Here is a 17,454-nt window from a genome sequence, read left to right as displayed (position 1 = left end):
GCGGGATCGATGAAGACATTCGGCAGCCGGTTGCAGCACGCCATGCGGCAGTTCGGTCCGGTCTGTGTCGGCATCGATCCGCATCCGGGTCTGCTGCGCGCCTGGGGCCTGTCCGAGGATGTCGACGGGCTCGAGGCGTTCGCCGAGATCTGCGTCGAGGCCTTCGATGGCCGCGTCGCCCTGGTCAAGCCGCAGGTCGCGTTCTTCGAGCCCTACGGTTCCGGCGGCATCGCGGTCCTGGAACGCGCCATCTCGGTGCTGCGCGCCTCGGGCACCCTGGTGCTGGCCGACGCCAAGCGCGGCGACATCGGCTCCACCATGGACGCCTACGCCCAGGCCTGGCTCGGTGACGGGCCGTTGGGTTCGGACGCGGTGACGGTCTCGCCCTACCTCGGTTTCGGTTCCCTCGACCCGGCCCTGAGCCTGGCCCAGGCCAACCACCGCGGCGTGTTCGTCCTCTCGGCGACCTCGAATCCCGAAGGGGCGCAACTGCAACGGATCACCGCGCCGGACGGCCGCACCATCGCGCAGACGATGGTCGACGAGGCCGCGGCCCGCAATGCCGGGCCCGGCTTCGGTTCGGTCGGCGTGGTCGTCGGCGCCACCCTCACCGAGGCACCGGACCTGTCGGCGCTCAACGGCCCCATCCTGATGCCGGGTGTCGGCGCGCAGGGTGGGGGAGCGGACTCGATCCGCGCCCTGGTCTCCGAGGCCAACTACGCGGCCGCCATTCCCGCGGTGTCGCGCGAGCTCCTCGGCGTCGGCCCGTCGGTGACGGCGCTGTGCGACAAGATGGCTCAGCTGCAGGAGGAATTCGCCTTCCTGCAGAACTGACACCGAGACGAGGCCGGGGGAGCGAGACGCTTCCCCGGCCTCGTTGTCTGTCGCGCCGGTGCTCGGCGGGCCTGGGCTGTCGGCACCTTTCAGGCGAGACAAAAGGTCGCGGTCGCTGTGGCGAACAGGGTGAGTGCATCCGACGAGGCTGCCGAGCCGACGACCATGGTCAGCGCACGACCGTCGGTGGACCGGAACGCGGAGGTCACGTAGCCGAGCAGCTCACCGCCGTGCCCCCACAGTTCGGCGCCGCACGGCGGGTCGAAGCGTTGCAGGCCGAGGCCGTAGTGGAAGCCCATTCCCATCGGCACCGTTTGCTGCATCTGTGCGAGGGACGATGGGCTGGTCAGCCGCCCACCCAGGAGCGCGGCGAAGAAGGCGTCGAGATCGGTGATCGTGGAGATCATCTCGCCCGCCGCCCAGTCCAGCGAGGGATTCATCTCGGTCACCTCCACCCGGCCCACGCCGTCGATGTCGCGGTGCGCGGTGAGTGCGGGCGTCGGGACGCGCGGATCGTCGCCGGGAACCGACGTCGCGGTCAGCCGGAGTGGGGTGAGGATTCTCTCGCGGATCTCGTCGCTGTATCGCTGCCCCGTCACGTGCTCGATCAGCAGGCCGAGCACGATGTAGTTGGTGTTCGAGTAGCGGAAGCGCTCGCCCGGTGCGAAGTACGGCGCGTGACTCACCGCGGCGGCGAGCAGATCGCGGGGCTCGTGGTGGGCGAATCGGTCGGCGCCGCGCCACCGGTTCGTCGACAGGCCGGGCTCCTTCATGTAGTCGTAGAGCCCGCTGGTGTGATTCATCAGCTGTCGCACCGTCATTCGATCACCGCCGGGGATCGCGTCGGGCAACTGCGCCGCGATGGGGGCGTCGAGGGTGATCCTGCCCTCGTCCACCAACTGCAGCACCACCGTGGCGACGAAGGTCTTGGTGACACTGCCGATCCGGAACCGGCTCAGCGGGCCCGGCGCGGACGCCTGCTCGGCCGCGCCCGCGCCGTGGTACCAGTCGCGGTGCCGCTCCCCGTCGGAGACCCGCAGCACGACGTCGGCGTCCGCCCATCGCGCGGACGCCTCGACCACACCGCCCACCACCTGCCATCGTGCCGTCACGAGGACGGTGGCGGCCACCAGGACGGCAACCAGCACGGTCCCTGTGACCACCACGGTGAACCGAAACATCTTCTGTCGCATGCATTTCGACGCTAGGCGCCCCTCCCGCTGCCCACGGGGATGCACGCCCCGCGACCGGGGTGCGGAAAACCCCACCCCGACACTGCGGTGACCCGGCACCGCCCGGGTGGCTGACGCTACCGATCCTCGGCGCCCGGATTCCTAGCGTCGAAACCATGGATACGACAGCGAATTCGACCGAACTCACCGGCATCGCGGGCTGGGCGGTCGAGCTGATGGAACGACTCGGCGGCCTCGGCGCGGGCATCGCCATCGCACTGGAGAACCTCTTTCCACCACTGCCCAGCGAGGTGATCCTGCCGCTGGCTGGATTCACCGCCAGCCGCGGCCGGTTCAGCCTGGCCGAGGTCCTGCTGTGGACCACCCTGGGCTCGGTCGTCGGCGCGCTGGCGCTCTACGGCTTCGGCGTCGCGCTCGGCCGGGACCGACTGCGCCGCATCGTCGACCGGCTGCCGCTGGTGCGCCTGTCCGACCTGGACCGCACCGAGGCTTGGTTCGCCCGCCACGGCGACAAGGCGGTCTTCTTCGGCCGGATGATCCCGATCTTCCGCAGCCTCATCTCCATTCCGGCCGGTGTCGAACGCATGCCACTGGGCCGATTCACCCTGCTCACCACCGCGGGCAGTCTGCTCTGGAACACAGTGTTCGTGCTCGCCGGCTACTTCCTCGGCGAGAACTGGCACCGCGTCGAGGACTACGCGGGTGTACTGCAAAAACTCGTGATCGTCGGCGTACTGGCCGGCGTCACGGTGTGGCTCGTGCTGCGGCTGCGTCAGCTGCGCGGTGAGCGACGAGCGAGAATCGGATGATGAGCCCCGGACCGTCGCCGCGCCGAACCGCACCGCGGGCCGTCGTCGGCTACCTGCTCGGTGTGGTCACCGTGCCGCTGGACTTGCTCGGTGTCCTGCTCGCCCCGTTCGCGATCGGACCGACCGACCGGATCGCCGATCTCGAACGGCGGCGGCTCACCGGGCTGCTCGGCGTGCGCGACACCGGCGCGCCGCACGGTCCGCGCGCGGCGGGCTATCTGGCGGCCCGCGCGCTCGTCGGGGTGCTCGCGGCGCTGGTCCTGGCCTTGTCCGGGCTCGGTGTCGTGGTGGCGGTGGCCCTGGTCTACGGCGCGACGACCGGCGCGGCGGTGCCGATCGTCGACGCGACCGAACCGGGGCAGGTCAGCTGGGGGACCGTCGTGGCCCTGGCGCTGCCGGGCGCGGTGCTGTGCTTCCTGGCCGTCCACGGCTTGCTCGGGGTGGTGCGCGCCGACGCCTGGTGCCTCCGGCGGAGCACGCGACCGGGACCGGAGGAACTGGCGCAGCGGGTCGCCCAGCTCACCACCACGCGCGCGGAGGTGGTCGAGGTGATCGACGACGAACGCCGCCGCATCGAACGCGACCTGCACGACGGTGTTCAGCAGCGGGTGGTCGCCCTGTCGATTCTGCTCGGCCGGGTCGAGCGCGAAGCCGACCCGGACCGCCGCGCCGACCTGCATCGCCGCGCGATCACCGAGACCGGGCACATCCTCGACGAACTGCGCGAGGTGTCCTGGCGCATCTATCCGGCCATGCTCGCCCGCGACGGCCTGCTCGCAGCGCTAGAAGCACTCGCCGACCGGACCCCGGTGTCCACCCGTCTCGACTACGCCCTCGACGACCGCGCACCCCGTCCGGTCGAATCGACCTGCTACTTCACCGCCAGCGAGGCGATCACCAACGCCATCAAGCACTCCGGCGCCACCGCGATCGCGGTCGAGGTCGCTCGTGATGGACCACTGGTGCGGCTGCGCGTCACCGACGACGGCCGTGGCGGCGCCGACCCGGCCGGACACGGGCTCACCGGCATCGCCACCCGCGTCACCGCGCTGGACGGCACGATGGCGGTGGACAGCCCGCCGGGCGGTCCGACGATCATCACCGTGGAGGTTCCGTGCGGATAACCCTGGCCGAGGACTCGGCGCTGCTGCGCGAGAGCCTGGCCCAGCTGCTCACCGCCGAGGGGCACGAGATCGTCGACTCCGTCGGCACCGCCGTCGAACTGCTCGCCGCGGTCCGGGTGCGGCCGCCCGACCTCGTCATCGCCGATGTCCGGATGCCGCCCGACCATGTCGACGAGGGGATCAGGGCCGCGCTCGAGATCCGCCGCGAACAGCCCGGCATCGCCGTGCTGGTGCTGTCGCAGTACGTCGAGCGCAGGCACGCTGCGGAATTCCTGACCGGCACCGGCGGGATCGGCTACCTGCTCAAGGACCGCGTCGCCGCGATCGGTGCCTTTCTCGACGCGGTCGAGCGCGTCGGCACCGGCGGCACCGCCTTCGACCCGGAGGTGGTGCGCCAGCTCCTGCTGCGCAATCGCGCCGATTCTCCACTGCACCGGCTGACCGAGCGCGAACGTCAAGTGCTCGAACTCATGGCGCAGGGACTGAGCAACGCCGCCATCTGCGCCCAGCTGTTCGTCACCCGCAGTGCCGTCGAGAAGTACATCAACGCCATCTTCACCAAGCTGGACCTGCCGGTCGGCGAGGCGCACAACCGCCGTGTGCTCGCGATCCTGCAGCACCTGCGGGCGGGTGTGTGAGGTCGCTCAGGCCGCCGTCGCCTGCCGATTCCGCGCTCGCCACCAACCGAGCGCGCCGAAGCCGAGCGGAACCAGCAGCGTGACGAAACCGGACACCGGTTCGAAGACGAGACCGAAGACGACGGTCACGGCGAGCACGACCAGGACCGGCCCCGGCACGAACCCGCGGGCGCGTTCCAGTTCGATCATCGCCAGCCCCAGACCGATCCCGACCACTCCGAACGCGGTGAACCAGAACGACAGCTCGGTGTCCTGATCACTCGCCGCGAGCAGGACCACGCCCATGATCGTGTGCACGGTGGCGATGAACACCATAAACCCTGCCACTACGTTTCCACGAGGGCTTCGTCACCGCGCTCACCGGGCCCGCGCCGCTGCTCGCCGCCGCGGTGTTCCTGCCGCGCTACTGCCGCGAGCATCCGACCGAGGCCAGGGCGATGAAGATGTTCCATCACGACGAACTGCTCGAGGTCGGTCCCGACGAGCTGCGCGCCGCGATCGCGACGGTGAACGACGGCATGCAGGCCGCCCTGTTCACCGCGGTAGGCGTCGAATTCGGGACCGCCGACGCGCGGTCGATCGCCGTGGCCGAGGCCGCGGTGAAGGCGATTCCGTACGGCCTGGTGCGCGACTACATCGCCAGGGCCGCCCCGATTCCGGCCTGGATCGACGAGGTCACCGTCACCGCCTCGGGCGCGGTTCTGGACCGCTTTCGTTCCCGATCGTGACGACACGCGGTACGAAATCGCGCGACACGCGGGGATTTTCGGGAAACCCCCTGGTCGCGCGGTGCCGAGTTTGCCGGGGGGCCGACACCCTGGGTCGCTATCCAGTGGCTAACATCGCCCAATTCGGTATCACCGCAGGTAGATGCCTGTTTTGCCGATCGGTCGGTAGGATCGGGGCAGTGGAATCCGGTGTCACCGCATCTGGTCCGCGCGTCCCATACGGCATCCGTATTCCTGCCCTGACCTGGGGGTCGGGTTCGCAATCGGCGCGCACCGTGGGTACGGTCGCACAGACCGTTCGGGTAACCGGCGGTAGATCTAGCAATGAACGATGAGACGGAGGAACCCGTGGCCCTTCCCCAGCTGACTGACGAGCAGCGCGCCGCTGCTCTGGAGAAGGCGGCTGCCGCTCGCCGCGCTCGGGCAGAGCTCAAGGAGCGCCTGAAGCGTGGTGGCACCAACCTGAAGCAGGTCCTCACCGATGCCGAGTCCGATGAGATTCTCGGCAAGATGAAGGTGTCGGCGCTGCTCGAGGCTCTGCCGAAGGTGGGCAAGGTCAAGGCTGCCGAGATCATGACCGAGCTGGAGATCGCCCCCACCCGGCGTCTCCGTGGCCTGGGCGACCGTCAGCGCAAGGCGCTGCTGGCTCGCTTCGACTTCGACTCCTGATCCAGGTGGTCGAACACACGCGGAAGGGTCGACTGGTCGTACTGGTCGGCCCCTCGGCCGTGGGTAAGTCCACGGTCGTGCGGTGCGTGCGGGAACGCCTGCCCGAACTGGTCTTCAGTGTGTCGGCGACGACCCGGGCCCCCCGGCCCGGGGAAGTCGACGGCCGCGACTACCGCTTCGTGTCCCGAGCCGAGTTCGACGCCATGATCGAGGCGGACGAACTGCTCGAATGGGCAGACATCCACGGGGGGTTGCAGCGTTCGGGCACCCCCGCGGCCCCGGTGCGGGAAGCACTGGCGGCCGGACATCACGTCCTGCTCGAAGTCGATCTGGAGGGCGCCCGGTCGGTGCGTCGGGCGATGCCCGAGGCCCTGCTGGTGTTCCTCGCCCCGCCGAGCTGGGACGAACTGGTCGCGCGGCTGCGCTCGCGCGGCACCGAGACCCCCGAGGTGATCGAGCGCAGGCTCGAGACCGCCCGGGTCGAATTGGCGGCCTGTGACGAGTTCGACACGGTGATCGTGAACGCCGAGGTGACGACGGCCTGCGAGCAGTTGGTATCGTTATTCGTTAGCACAAATTCGAGTTCTTGACCCACTAACCACCCAGGAGCCTCCCCTAGTGAGCACGGACATCACCGCAGCGCCCGCGTACGACACCCCGATCGGCCTCACCAACCCGCCGATCGACGAACTGCTCGAGCGCACCTCGTCCAAGTACGCCCTGGTGATCTACGCGGCCAAGCGCGCGCGTCAGATCAACGACTACTACAACCAGCTCGGCGACGGCATCCTCGAGTACGTCGGCCCGCTGGTCGAGCCCGGCCTGCAGGAGAAGCCGCTGTCGGTCGCCATGCGCGAAATCCACTCCGACCTGCTCGAGCACACCGAGGGCGAGTGACAATCTCTTTTCCGGAGGCGTAGAGACCATGCGGATCGTCGTCGGGGTCGGCGGGGGCATCGCCGCGTACAAGGCGTGTGCCCTCGTTCGCCGGTTCACCGAGACCGGCCACCAGGTGCGGGTCATCCCCACCGAGTCGGCCCTGCAGTTCGTCGGTAAGGCGACCTTCGAGGCACTGTCCGGTCAGCCGGTGCACACCGGCGTGTTCGCCGACGTGCCCGAGGTGCCGCATGTCCGCATCGGCCAGGAGGCCGACCTCGTCGTCATCGCTCCCGCCACCGCGGATCTGATGGCCCGCGCGGCCCAGGGCCGCGCCGACGACCTACTCACCGCCACGTTGCTGACGGCCCGATGTCCGGTGTTGTTCGCGCCCGCGATGCACACCGAGATGTGGGAGCATCCGGCGACGGTGGCCAATGTCGCGACCCTGCGCGCGCACGGCGCCAATGTCATGGAACCCGCGTCGGGCCGGCTCACCGGCACCGATACGGGTCCGGGACGGCTGCCGGAGCCCGAGGAGATCTTCGGCCTCGCCTCGCTGCTGCTCGAACGCGCCGACGCGCTGCCCCGCGACCTGACCGGCCGCCGGGTGGTGATCACCGCCGGAGGGACGAGAGAACCCCTCGACCCGGTGCGCTTCCTCGGCAACCGCAGCTCCGGTAAGCAGGGCTACGCCCTGGCCAGGGTGGCCGCCCAGCGTGGCGCCCAGGTGACGCTGATCGCGGGCAACACCATCGAGCTCGCGCCGCCCGCCGCGGTCGATCTGGTCCACATCACCACCGCCGACCAGCTGAAGATCGCGGTCGACAAGCACGCGCTCGGCGCCGACGCGGTCATCATGGCCGCCGCCGTCGCCGATTTCCGGCCCACCCACGTCGCCGCCGCCAAGATCAAGAAGGGCGCCGACGAACCCGACGTGATCCCGCTGACCAAGAACGAGGACATCCTCGCCGGACTGGTCGACGCGCGCACCGAGGGCAAGCTGGCCGGGACCGCGATCGTCGGTTTCGCCGCCGAGACCGGCGACGACAACGGTGACGTGCTCACCCACGCGCGCGCCAAGCTGGCCCGCAAGGGCTGCGATCTGCTCGTGGTCAACGCGGTCGGTGAGGGCAAGGCGTTCGAGGTCGACACCAACGACGGCTGGCTGCTCGGCGCCGACGGCACCGAACAGGCCCTCGATCACGGATCGAAGGCGCTGCTGGCCAGCCGGGTGCTCGACGCGCTCGTCCCGCTGCTGCGCTGACCGGGCGTATCCATCGATTTCACACGAAAACCGTTGCGCGCCAACGAAGGTCGCGCAGTGTACCGCCGGGACAGGTGATCGCGGCGTGGCTTGGTATGAACTGGCCACCGCGTCGGCGGTTTGGAATAGTCTTGAAGAGAACGAAGTAACCCGTTGAGGGAGAGGGAATAACTGTGCGTACGACAGGTAGTCGGCTATTCACCAGTGAGTCCGTGACCGAGGGGCATCCGGACAAGATCTGTGACGCGATCAGCGATTCCATCCTCGATGCGTTGCTCACCGAGGATCCGGGCAGCCGTGTGGCGGTGGAAACCCTGGTCACGACCGGTCAGGTCCATGTCGCGGGCGAGGTCACCACCTCCGCCTACGCCGACATCCCGCGGATCGTGCGCGAGAAGGTCCTCGAGATCGGATACGACTCCTCCGCAAAGGGTTTCGACGGCAACTCCTGCGGTGTCAACATCGCGATCGGTGCCCAGTCGCCCGATATCGCGCAGGGCGTCGACACCTCGCACGAGGCGCGCGTCGGCGGTTCCGACGACGCCATCGAGCGTCAGGGTGCCGGTGACCAGGGCCTGATGTTCGGCTACGCCACCACCGACACTCCCGAGCTGATGCCGCTGCCGATCGCGCTGGCGCACCGGCTCTCGCGCAAGCTCACCGAGGTCCGCAAGTCCGGCGTGCTGCCCTACCTGCGGCCCGACGGCAAGACCCAGGTCACCATCGAATACGACGGTGACCGCCCGGTCCGCCTCGACACGGTCGTCATCTCCACCCAGCACGCGGCCGATATCGACCTGGACAACCTGCTGGCCCCCGACATCCGTGAGAAGGTCGTCGACGCCGTCATCGGCGATCTGGACCTGCCCACCCTGGACACCTCCGACATCCGCCTGCTGGTGAACCCCACCGGCAAGTTCGTCCTCGGTGGCCCGATGGGTGACGCGGGCCTGACCGGCCGCAAGATCATCGTCGACACCTACGGCGGCATGGCCCGCCACGGTGGCGGCGCGTTCTCCGGCAAGGACCCGTCGAAGGTGGACCGCTCGGCCGCCTACGCCATGCGCTGGGTCGCCAAGAACGTCGTGGCCGCCGGGCTGGCGGAGCGCGTCGAGGTGCAGGTCGCCTACGCCATCGGCAAGGCGGCCCCGGTCGGCCTGTTCGTGGAGACCTTCGGCACCGAGAAGATCGACCCGAGCCGCATCTCCACCGCGATCTCGGAGGTCTTCGACCTGCGTCCGGGCGCGATCATCCGCGACCTGGACCTGCTGCGCCCGATCTACGCGCCGACCGCCGCCTACGGTCACTTCGGCCGCACCGATGTCGACCTGCCCTGGGAGCACACGGACCGCGCCGACAAGCTGCGCGCGGCCGTCGGCCTGTAGTACCCACCGCCCGCGTGGCAGCGGACGATCCATCGACAGCAGCGGGACACCCGATCGCTCGGGTGCTCCCGCTGCTGTCGCCTGCGCACCTGGATCGCGATTTCGACTACCTGGTGCCGTCGGAACTCGACGAGATCGCCCAGCCCGGCGTCCGGGTGCGCGTGCGTTTCGCGGGCCGCCTCGTCGACGGCTACCTCCTGGCCCGCCTCCCGCGCACCGACCACACCGGCAAGATGATGCCCCTCGAACGCGTCGTCTCCGCCGAACGCGTCCTCACCCCGGAAATCCTCCGCCTGGCCACCACGGTCGCCGCCCGCTACGCGGGCACCCGCGCCGATGTCCTGCGCCTGGCGATCCCACCCCGGCACGCGAGTACCGAAAACGGTGGTGCGAAGAAGAAGTCGCCCGCGAAGAAGTCCGCCGAACATCACGTGACACCACCGCCGGGTACCGAATCCCTCACCGCCTCCCGACCCGACGCCGATCCCGCCGCGTCACCGGAACCCACGCAGCGTGCTTCCTCTCCGTCGGCCGACGTGGATTCCCCTGTGTCCGGGCCTGTTTCGGGCTCCGGCACGGTTCCGGGCAGCGACGAGCAGTCGACGGTCGACGCCACCGCCTGGGGGCGGTATCTGCATGGTGGGGCTTTCGTCGCGGCGCTGGCCGAGGGGCGCGGACCGCGCGCGGCGTGGCAGGCGCTGCCGGGGGAGGACTGGGCGGCGCGGCTGGCCGAGCTCGCGGCGACCGTGGTGGCGGGTGGGCGCAGTGCGGTGCTGATGGTGCCGGATCAGCGGGATCTGGATCGGCTGCTGGCGGAATGTGTTCGGCTGGTGGGGGATTCGGCGGTCGGCTTGTCGGCGGGGCTGGGTCCGGCGGCCCGGTACCGGCGGTGGCTGGCGGTGCTGCGCGGGCAGGCGCGGATCGTGGTCGGGACGCGGGCGGCGGTGTTCGCCCCGGCGCACGACCTCGGTCTGATCGCGCTGTGGGACGACGGCGACGACACCTACGCCGAACCGCGCTCGCCGTATCCGCACGCGCGCGAAGTCGCCATGCTGCGCGCCCACGAGACCGGCGCCGCCTTCGTCGCGGCCGGATTCGCCCGCACGGCCGAGATCCAGGCCGTGGTCGAATCCGGATGGGCCCACGATCTGCTCGCGGAACGACAGGTCCTGCGGGACGTGATGCCCCGGATCAGCGCCCCGGGGGACACCGACTTCGCGCTGGAACGCGACGCGCTGGCCCGCGCGGTGCGCATGCCCGGCGTGGCCTTCGCGGCTGCCCGCTCCGCGCTCAAGGAGAACGCCGCGGTGCTGGTCCAGGTCCCGCGACGCGGCTATGTCCCGTCGCTGGCCTGCGCCAAGTGCCGTACCCCGGCCCGCTGCAGGCACTGCAACGGGCCGCTGGCGCTGCCGCAGTCGGGTAACGGCGAGGCGGCCAGCCCGCAGTGCCGATGGTGCGGCATCACCGAGGCCGCCTACCGCTGCCAGGCGTGCGGGGCCAGGGCGCTGCGGGCGATGGTCATCGGAGCGGCCCGCACCGCCGAGGAACTCGGTCGCGCCTTCCCCGGCGTCCCGATCCGCGGTTCCGGCGGTGGGGAAGTGCTCGACACCGTCGAACCGGGGGCCCAGGTGGTCGTCGCCACGGTGGGCGCCGAACCGCTGGTGCCGGGCGGCTACGGTGTGGCGCTGTTGCTCGATGGCTGGGCCCTGCTCGGGCGCGCCGACCTGCGCGCCACCGAGGACACCCTGCGCCGCTGGATGGGCGCCGCCGCCCTGGTCCGTCCGCGCGGCCAGGTCATCGTGATGGCCGACCCCGGCCTGCCCACGGTGCAGGCCCTGGTCCGCTGGGACCCGGTCAACCACGCCGCCGCCGAACTCGAGGCCCGCGCCGAAGTCGGCTTCCCGCCCGCCGTCCGGCTGGCCGCCGTCGACGGCACCACCGCCTCGATCGCCGAATTGCTCGACGCCGCAGAACTTCCCGACGGGACCGAAGTCCTCGGCCCGGTGCCGCTCCCTCCGACGGCACGCAAGCCGTTCTCCAGCGGCGACAGCCCCGCCGAGGTCGAACGCATGCTGCTGCGTGTCAGCCGCACCGCGGGCGCGCCCCTGGCTCGCGCCCTGACCGCAGCCCAGGCGGTGCGCAGCTCCCACCGCTCCGACGCACCGCTGCGCGTACAGATCGACCCGGTCGACATCGGCTGAGCGCCAGCCCACCACGTCGTTACGGCCGAGCAGCGTCCACCGGTCCCGTCGAGGTCCCGCGCCCTGTCGTTCCGACGCGGTCGGCCCGGGCGGCGGTGCCCACCGATGAATCGGGCCGTTCTGCGCCGTCACCAGTACAGGCAGGGCCTGTCCGGCGTGCCCTGGAACCCCTCGGAGGCCCCATGACGAACACCCGCGCCGAGCTCTGGGCACTGGCCCACACCGAGCGGGCGACCCTGGCCGCGGATCTCGCCGGCCTCGACGACGAGCAGTGGGCCCGGCCCTCCCTGTGCGGTGACTGGACCGTCGAGGAGGTCGTCGCCCATCTCACCGCGGCGGCGAGCCTGGGCCGCATGCGCTGGTTGCGCAGCGTCCTCGGTGCACGCTTCGACTTCGACCTGCACAATGCCCGCCGCCTGGCCGAACACCTCGGCACGGCGCCCGCCGAGACCCTCACCCGATTCCGCGCCGTCGTGACCAGCACGATCGGCGCCTCCGGCCACACCGCCGCCTGGCTCGGCGAAGTCGTCGTCCACGGGCAGGACATCCGCCGCCCCCTCGGCCTGGCCACTGTGCCGTCGATCGAGGCGGCCACCGCCGTCGCGGGCTTCTACGCGAGCCGTGATTTCGCCGTACCGAGCAAGACCCACGTCGACGGCCTGCGCCTGGAGGCCACCGACGGACCCTTCACCACCGGAAACGGGCCCCTCGTCAGCGGGACGACACTCGCCCTGACCATGGCCATGGCGGGCAGGCCCGCCTATCTCGCCGACCTCACCGGCCCCGGCGTGGCCGTCCTCCGGGACCGGCTGACTCCCGCGCGCTGAACCCGGGCGCCCGCCGTCCCGGCAGGTGCCCGAAGCGGGTCAGCGCGCTTATAGTCAGTTGCATGACTAACTCGAAATCGCTGGTCGGGGCCAAGACCGGCAAGCGAGAACGCCTGATCGACGCGGCGATGCGGGTGTTCTACGAACAGGGCATCGAGAAGACCACCATCGCCGATATCGCGGCGGCGGCCGACGTACCGGTCGGCAACGTCTACTACTACTTCAAGACCAAGGACCAGTTCATCGAGGCGGTCGTCGCCGGACACGCCGAGGTCCTGGCCCGGACCGTCGCGGAGCTGGAGCCGCTGCCCGGCCCGGCCGAGCGGCTGCGGGCGATGATCTGCGGCTGGGTCGAGCAGCGGGAGACGGCCGCCCGCTTCGGGTGCCCGTTCGGCACGTTGGCCACCGAACTCGACAAGCGCGCCGACGGATTCCGGGGGGAACCCGCCCGGGTCATGGGGCTGCTCGTGGACTGGGCTCGTGGCCAGTTCGCGGAGCTGGGCCGTCCCGACGCCGCCGAGCTCGCCATCGCCTTCGTCGCCGCCTATCAGGGGATATCCGTGCTCACCAACACCTTCCGCGATCCCGGGCTGATGGTCACCGAGGGGGCGCGGCTCGAGCGGTGGATCGACGAGCTGGCGGGGAGCTGACGCCGCCGGTCCGGACCCGGATTCGGAAAGATCCTTGCCTTCGATGCATTGACGATATATCGTTGATACTGTCAAGAACAACGGCAATGCCTGAGGAGGCAGTTATGCGCAACCAAGAACAGCGAGAATTCGGACACTTCGGTCGCGGTCGTGGACCCGGCCACCCGGAATTCGGTCCCGACCGGCGGGAGTTCCGCCGCGGTGGACGGCACGGCCACGGTCCCGAGTTCGGGCCGGGCTTCGGTCCCGGATTCGGCCCGGGTTTCGGGCCGGGCTTCGGTCGCGGCCGCGGCCGCGGCGGGCGGGGCAGGCGTGGTGACGTGCGCGCCGCGGTCCTGCTGCTGCTCGAGGACCGGCCCATGCACGGCTACGAGCTCATCCAGCAGATCCGCGACCGCAGCGACGACGTCTGGCGCCCGAGCCCCGGCTCGATCTACCCCGCGTTGGCCCAGCTCGAGGACGAGGGCCTGGTGCTCATCGAGAAGGTGGCCGGTCGCAAGACCGCCCAGCTCACCGAGGAGGGCAAGGCCTATGTCGAGGCGCAGCGCGCCGAGCTCGGCGACCCGTGGGCCGAGGTCAAGCAGGATGTCGGCGCGCAGGCGCTGGACCTGCGCGGCCTGGTCGGACAGGTGATGGGCGCGGTCGGGCAGGTCGCCCAGGTCGGTACGGCCGAGCAGGCGGCCAAGGCCGCCGAGGTGCTCACCGAGACCCGCCGGGCCCTGTACCGCATCCTCGCCGAGGACGATGTGACCCCCGGTGGCGCCGCAACCCCCGAGAAGTGAGGGCGTGGTGAACCCCCTGGTCGACGTGCGCTTTCCGGTCCGGAGGAGTAAATCTTTGGGATATGGAACAGCCGCGAGGTGTGTGGGGTTGGGGAGCATCACAGGCGCGCAGGGCGGTGTCGGTCACGGCACTGGCCTGTACTGCGGCGATCGGTGTCGTTTTCGCGCCGATCGCCGCCGGTGAACCCGCGGGCTACCGGCCCGCGATCGTGCCGAGCGAGCCGGGTCCGCCGCAGTCGGACCACCTGGCCGCCGCACGCTATCTCGACACCCATCCGAACGCGGTTCCGGTGGGCGTCAACGACTTCGGCTGCGTTCCCGACGCCGAACACCCCCGGCCGATCGTGCTCGTCCACGGTACCGACTCCAGCGCGTACTCCGACTGGGCGGGCATCGGCCCGCAACTCGTGTCGGCCGGCTACTGCGTCTTCGCGCTGAACTACGGCGGGGCGCCCGGCGCCGACACCTACGGCACCGAGGACATGCGGATCAGCTTCGCCCAACTCGCCGGCTTCGTCGACGACGTGCTCGCCGCGACCGGCGCGGCGAAGGTGGACCTGGTCGGCTTCTCCCAGGGCGCGACCGTCAGCCGGTACTACATCAACAAGCTCGGCGGTGCGCCGAAGGTCGGCACCTGGGTCGGGCTGGCCTCGCCCAGCTACGGCGGCGTCATGTACGGCCTGGTGCCGGTGGGGCAGGCGGTGCCCGGAATGATGGACGTCTACGCGAAGGTCACCTCGACCGCGGCGGTCCAGCAGGCCCAGGGCGAACCGCTGATGGTGGAACTGAACGCGGGCGGTGACACGGTGCCCGGGGTCCGCTACGTCACCGTCGGCAGCCGGGTCGACGAGATGATCCAGCCGTTCGACAACATCGCCCTGCACGGGCCGGGCGCGGAGAACCTCGTGCTGCAGGACCTGTGCGCCGACGATCTGACCGGGCACTTCCACATGGTCTACGACCCGTTCGTACAGCAGTTGCTCCAGCGCGTGCTCGATCCCGTCGGCGCGCCGGCGCCGGTGTGCTCGGCGGTGCCGCTGGGTACCGGGATTCCGCAGGTCATCATCGCCGGGAACTCCTGAGGGCCGCACCGGACACGGCGGGCGGGAGCGCGCCGGGGCGCTCCGTAGAATGGGACGACCGCACATCGTCGATCCGGGAGCCGCCGTGACCATTCAGCCCGTTCGCCTGTTCGGCGATCCGATTCTGCGTTCGCGTGCCGACGCGGTCACCGAGTTCGGCGCGGAACTCGCGCAGTTGATCGCCGACCTCACCGAGACCATGCACGACGACGGCGGGGTCGGGATGGCCGCGCCGCAGATCGGGGTCGGGCTGCGGGTGTTCGTCTACGACACCGGCGACGCCGCGGGGCACGTGGTGAATCCGGAATGGTCCGCGGTGGGCACCGAGGAACAGGTCGGTCCCGAGGGCTGCCTGTCGATCCCCGGTGTGCGCTACGACGTGCGCCGCGCCGAGCGCGTGCGGGTCACCGGCGTCGACAGTGCCGGTGCGCCGGTCGAATTCGAGGCCGAGGGGCTGCTCGCGCGCTGCGTGCAGCACGAGACCGACCACCTCGACGGCGTGCTGTTCGTGAGCAAGCTCGAGCCCGGTGACCGCAAGGCCGCCATGCGGACCATCCGCGAATCCGATTGGTTCCGGGCCGGTGTCACCGTGCGCGAGTCCAGCGGTGTCGGCGGTGGCCGCTGATGCGCGTCGTCTTCGCCGGAACGCCCGAACCGGCCGTGCCGTCCCTGCGCGCGCTCCTGGCGAGCCCGCGCCACGAGGTGGTCGCCGTGGTCACCCGGCCCGACGCGGTCGCGGGCCGGGGCCGCAAGGTCATGCGTTCGCCGGTGGGTCAGCTCGCCGACGAGCACGGCATCCCCGTGCTCACCCCCCGCAAGCCGAGCGAGCCCGAATTCGTCGCCGCGCTCTCCGAATTGGCGCCGGACTGTTGTCCCGTGGTCGCCTACGGCGCGCTGCTGCCTCAGCAGGTGCTCGACATCCCCACCCACGGCTGGATCAACCTGCACTTCTCGCTGCTGCCCGCCTGGCGCGGTGCCGCGCCGGTGCAGGCGGCCATCACCGCCGGTGACGAGATCACCGGCGCGTCGACCTTTCTCATCGAGGCGGGCCTGGACACCGGCCCGGTGTACGGCGTGATGACCGAACAGGTCGGCCACACCGACACCGCCGGTGAACTGCTGGCCCGGCTCGCCGAAGCGGGTGCGGTGCTGCTGGAGAAGACCCTCGACGGCGTGGAAGACGGGACGCTGCAGGCGATCCCGCAGTCCACCGAGGGCGTGTCGTACGCGCCGAAGGTCACCGTGGAGGCGGGGCGAATCGGGTTCGACGAACCCGCGTTGTCCCTGCACCGCCGCATCCGCGCCGTCACCCCGGCGCCCGGAGCCTGGACCGAGGTGAACGGGCTGCGCCTGAAACTCGGCCCGGTGGAACTCGTGGAGGAAACCTTGCCCGAACGCGTGATCGAGGTGCGCAAGTCCGGCGTCTTCGTCGGCACATCGACCACGGCGGTCCGCCTCGGCCAGGTCCAGCCGCCCGGCAAGAAGATGATGAACGCCCTCGACTGGGCCCGCGGCGCCCGCCTCGCCGAGGGCACGGTGCTCGGATGAGCGCCTCCGATCGCCGCCGTCGCCGCGAAGCCGACCAGCGCGGCGGCGCCACCCCACGCGAGGACCGCAAGGTCACCGGCAAGAACATCGACGGCGGCTGGGCCGCCCGCGCCGCCAAGGGCCGCGACACCAGAAACTCCGCCACACCCCGCGACGACGACCGCCGCCCCCAACGCGACGGCGCCACCCGCGGCAACCAATGGACCCGCCCACCCCGCGACGACGACGCCCCCCAGCGCCCCCGCTGGTCGGATGACCGCGGCGGCGACCGCCTGCCCGCCCGCCAGTGGCGCCGCGACGACGACAGACGCCAAGGTGACGACCGGCCCGGGACCGGCCGCCCCGCCCGCGACGACGACAGGCGCGGAGGCGACGACCGTGCCGGGACGGGCCGCCTCGCCCGCGACGACAGGCGTCGAGGCGACGACAGGCACCAGGGTGACGACCGTCGCGGGACCGGCCGCCCCGCCGCGGGCCGTCCGGCGGAGGATCGCGCACCCGTGCGGGGCCGCGCCGAGGACCGGCGTCGTGACGATGCCGCCGGCGGTCGCCCGGCCGGTGACCGTCCCGGCGATGGGGCGTGGCGAAGCGATGAGCGATCCGGTGGCGACCGGCGTGGGGCCGTGGATCGTGCTTCGCGCCAAGGGGATTCACGTCGGCACGGGGACAGCGCGCCGCGCGGACGTGCCGAGAGCGAGGTCCGGCGTGGCGCCGGGTCCGGCGATGCGCGCGGTGACGCGGGAGCCGGTGGCGCCCGGACCGGCGAATCGCGCGGTGGTGCGAGGTCCGGTGGGGGACGTCGTGGTGACGACGCGCGCGGGGGCAGGACCGGCGGGCAGCG

19 protein-coding genes are annotated in these 17,454 nt (G+C 70.9%); 17 read left to right on the top strand and 2 right to left on the bottom strand.

The features are described from left to right. Positions 1-9: 9 nt before the first annotated feature. Positions 10-834, top strand: a complete 825-nt coding sequence (gene pyrF / locus ACWEMY_RS09645; RefSeq protein WP_452389637.1) for an orotidine-5'-phosphate decarboxylase — start codon at positions 10-12, stop codon at positions 832-834. Between the two features lie 89 nt (positions 835-923). Here pyrF and ACWEMY_RS09640 read toward each other — a convergent pair whose 3' ends face one another. Beyond that, positions 924-2,027: a serine hydrolase domain-containing protein gene (locus ACWEMY_RS09640; protein WP_452389636.1), complete on the bottom strand. Its 1,104-nt coding sequence runs from the start codon at positions 2,025-2,027 to the stop codon at positions 924-926. Positions 2,028-2,182: 155 nt separating this feature from the next. Between ACWEMY_RS09640 and ACWEMY_RS09635 the strand changes: the two genes are divergently transcribed. The 3 genes from ACWEMY_RS09635 to ACWEMY_RS09625 are packed head-to-tail and all read left to right on the top strand — an operon-like array spanning position 2,183 to position 4,598. Then, on the top strand, positions 2,183-2,836 hold the full coding sequence (locus ACWEMY_RS09635) for a DedA family protein (RefSeq protein WP_452389635.1): 654 nt from the start codon (positions 2,183-2,185) through the stop codon (positions 2,834-2,836). After that, entirely contained in the window at positions 2,836-3,960 is a 1,125-nt protein-coding gene (locus tag ACWEMY_RS09630) for a histidine kinase (protein ID WP_452389634.1), read from the top strand. Before ACWEMY_RS09635 ends, ACWEMY_RS09630 begins: the two co-directional genes overlap by 1 nt. Further along, positions 3,951-4,598: a response regulator transcription factor gene (locus ACWEMY_RS09625; protein WP_452389633.1), complete on the top strand. Its 648-nt coding sequence runs from the start codon at positions 3,951-3,953 to the stop codon at positions 4,596-4,598. Before ACWEMY_RS09630 ends, ACWEMY_RS09625 begins: the two co-directional genes overlap by 10 nt. Positions 4,599-4,604: 6 nt before the next feature. Here the strand turns inward: ACWEMY_RS09625 and ACWEMY_RS09620 are convergent, their stop codons facing one another. Then, positions 4,605-4,925 (bottom strand): DUF6463 family protein, encoded by a 321-nt coding sequence (locus ACWEMY_RS09620; RefSeq protein WP_452389632.1) that lies wholly within the window; start codon positions 4,923-4,925, stop codon positions 4,605-4,607. Between the two features lie 62 nt (positions 4,926-4,987). Between ACWEMY_RS09620 and ACWEMY_RS09615 the strand changes: the two genes are divergently transcribed. The 13 genes from ACWEMY_RS09615 to fmt all read left to right on the top strand — a co-directional run bounded on the left by ACWEMY_RS09615 (position 4,988) and on the right by fmt (position 16,613). Continuing rightward, complete coding sequence (locus tag ACWEMY_RS09615) at positions 4,988-5,326, top strand: hypothetical protein (RefSeq protein WP_452389631.1); 339 nt, start codon at positions 4,988-4,990, stop codon at positions 5,324-5,326. Between the two features lie 348 nt (positions 5,327-5,674). Further along, on the top strand, positions 5,675-5,995 hold the full coding sequence (gene mihF / locus ACWEMY_RS09610) for an integration host factor, actinobacterial type (protein WP_030203531.1): 321 nt from the start codon (positions 5,675-5,677) through the stop codon (positions 5,993-5,995). A gap of 5 nt (positions 5,996-6,000) precedes the next feature. Further along, positions 6,001-6,585, top strand: a complete 585-nt coding sequence (gene gmk / locus ACWEMY_RS09605) for a guanylate kinase (protein ID WP_278264252.1) — start codon at positions 6,001-6,003, stop codon at positions 6,583-6,585. A 28-nt stretch (positions 6,586-6,613) separates the two neighbouring features. Continuing rightward, positions 6,614-6,892: a DNA-directed RNA polymerase subunit omega gene (gene rpoZ, locus ACWEMY_RS09600; RefSeq protein WP_067493623.1), complete on the top strand. Its 279-nt coding sequence runs from the start codon at positions 6,614-6,616 to the stop codon at positions 6,890-6,892. A gap of 28 nt (positions 6,893-6,920) precedes the next feature. Continuing rightward, positions 6,921-8,138: a bifunctional phosphopantothenoylcysteine decarboxylase/phosphopantothenate--cysteine ligase CoaBC gene (gene coaBC / locus ACWEMY_RS09595; RefSeq protein ID WP_278264253.1), complete on the top strand. Its 1,218-nt coding sequence runs from the start codon at positions 6,921-6,923 to the stop codon at positions 8,136-8,138. Positions 8,139-8,311: 173 nt separating this feature from the next. Beyond that, on the top strand, positions 8,312-9,523 hold the full coding sequence (gene metK / locus ACWEMY_RS09590; protein ID WP_452389630.1) for a methionine adenosyltransferase: 1,212 nt from the start codon (positions 8,312-8,314) through the stop codon (positions 9,521-9,523). Positions 9,524-9,585: 62 nt separating this feature from the next. Further along, on the top strand, positions 9,586-11,724 hold the full coding sequence (locus ACWEMY_RS09585; protein ID WP_452389629.1) for a primosomal protein N': 2,139 nt from the start codon (positions 9,586-9,588) through the stop codon (positions 11,722-11,724). A 182-nt stretch (positions 11,725-11,906) separates the two neighbouring features. After that, positions 11,907-12,551: a maleylpyruvate isomerase family mycothiol-dependent enzyme gene (locus ACWEMY_RS09580; RefSeq protein WP_452389628.1), complete on the top strand. Its 645-nt coding sequence runs from the start codon at positions 11,907-11,909 to the stop codon at positions 12,549-12,551. A 62-nt stretch (positions 12,552-12,613) separates the two neighbouring features. Next, positions 12,614-13,201, top strand: coding sequence for a TetR/AcrR family transcriptional regulator (locus tag ACWEMY_RS09575; RefSeq protein ID WP_452389627.1), 588 nt, complete (start codon positions 12,614-12,616; stop codon positions 13,199-13,201). Positions 13,202-13,305: 104 nt separating this feature from the next. Beyond that, complete coding sequence (locus tag ACWEMY_RS09570; protein WP_452389626.1) at positions 13,306-13,983, top strand: PadR family transcriptional regulator; 678 nt, start codon at positions 13,306-13,308, stop codon at positions 13,981-13,983. Between the two features lie 116 nt (positions 13,984-14,099). Further along, positions 14,100-15,065 (top strand): esterase/lipase family protein, encoded by a 966-nt coding sequence (locus ACWEMY_RS09565; RefSeq protein WP_452389625.1) that lies wholly within the window; start codon positions 14,100-14,102, stop codon positions 15,063-15,065. An 85-nt stretch (positions 15,066-15,150) separates the two neighbouring features. Further along, a complete protein-coding gene (gene def, locus ACWEMY_RS09560) occupies positions 15,151-15,690 on the top strand; it encodes a peptide deformylase (protein ID WP_375928712.1) in 540 nt (179 codons plus the stop codon). After that, positions 15,690-16,613, top strand: a complete 924-nt coding sequence (gene fmt / locus ACWEMY_RS09555) for a methionyl-tRNA formyltransferase (RefSeq protein WP_452389624.1) — start codon at positions 15,690-15,692, stop codon at positions 16,611-16,613. The genes def and fmt overlap by 1 nt, the downstream gene beginning before the upstream one ends. Positions 16,614-17,454: the final 841 nt, after the last annotated feature.

Source organism: Nocardia sp. NPDC004415 (assembly GCF_053602435.1).
The sequence above is the reverse complement of the archived record's forward strand: the minus strand, read 5'-3'. Positions and strand labels throughout refer to the sequence as shown.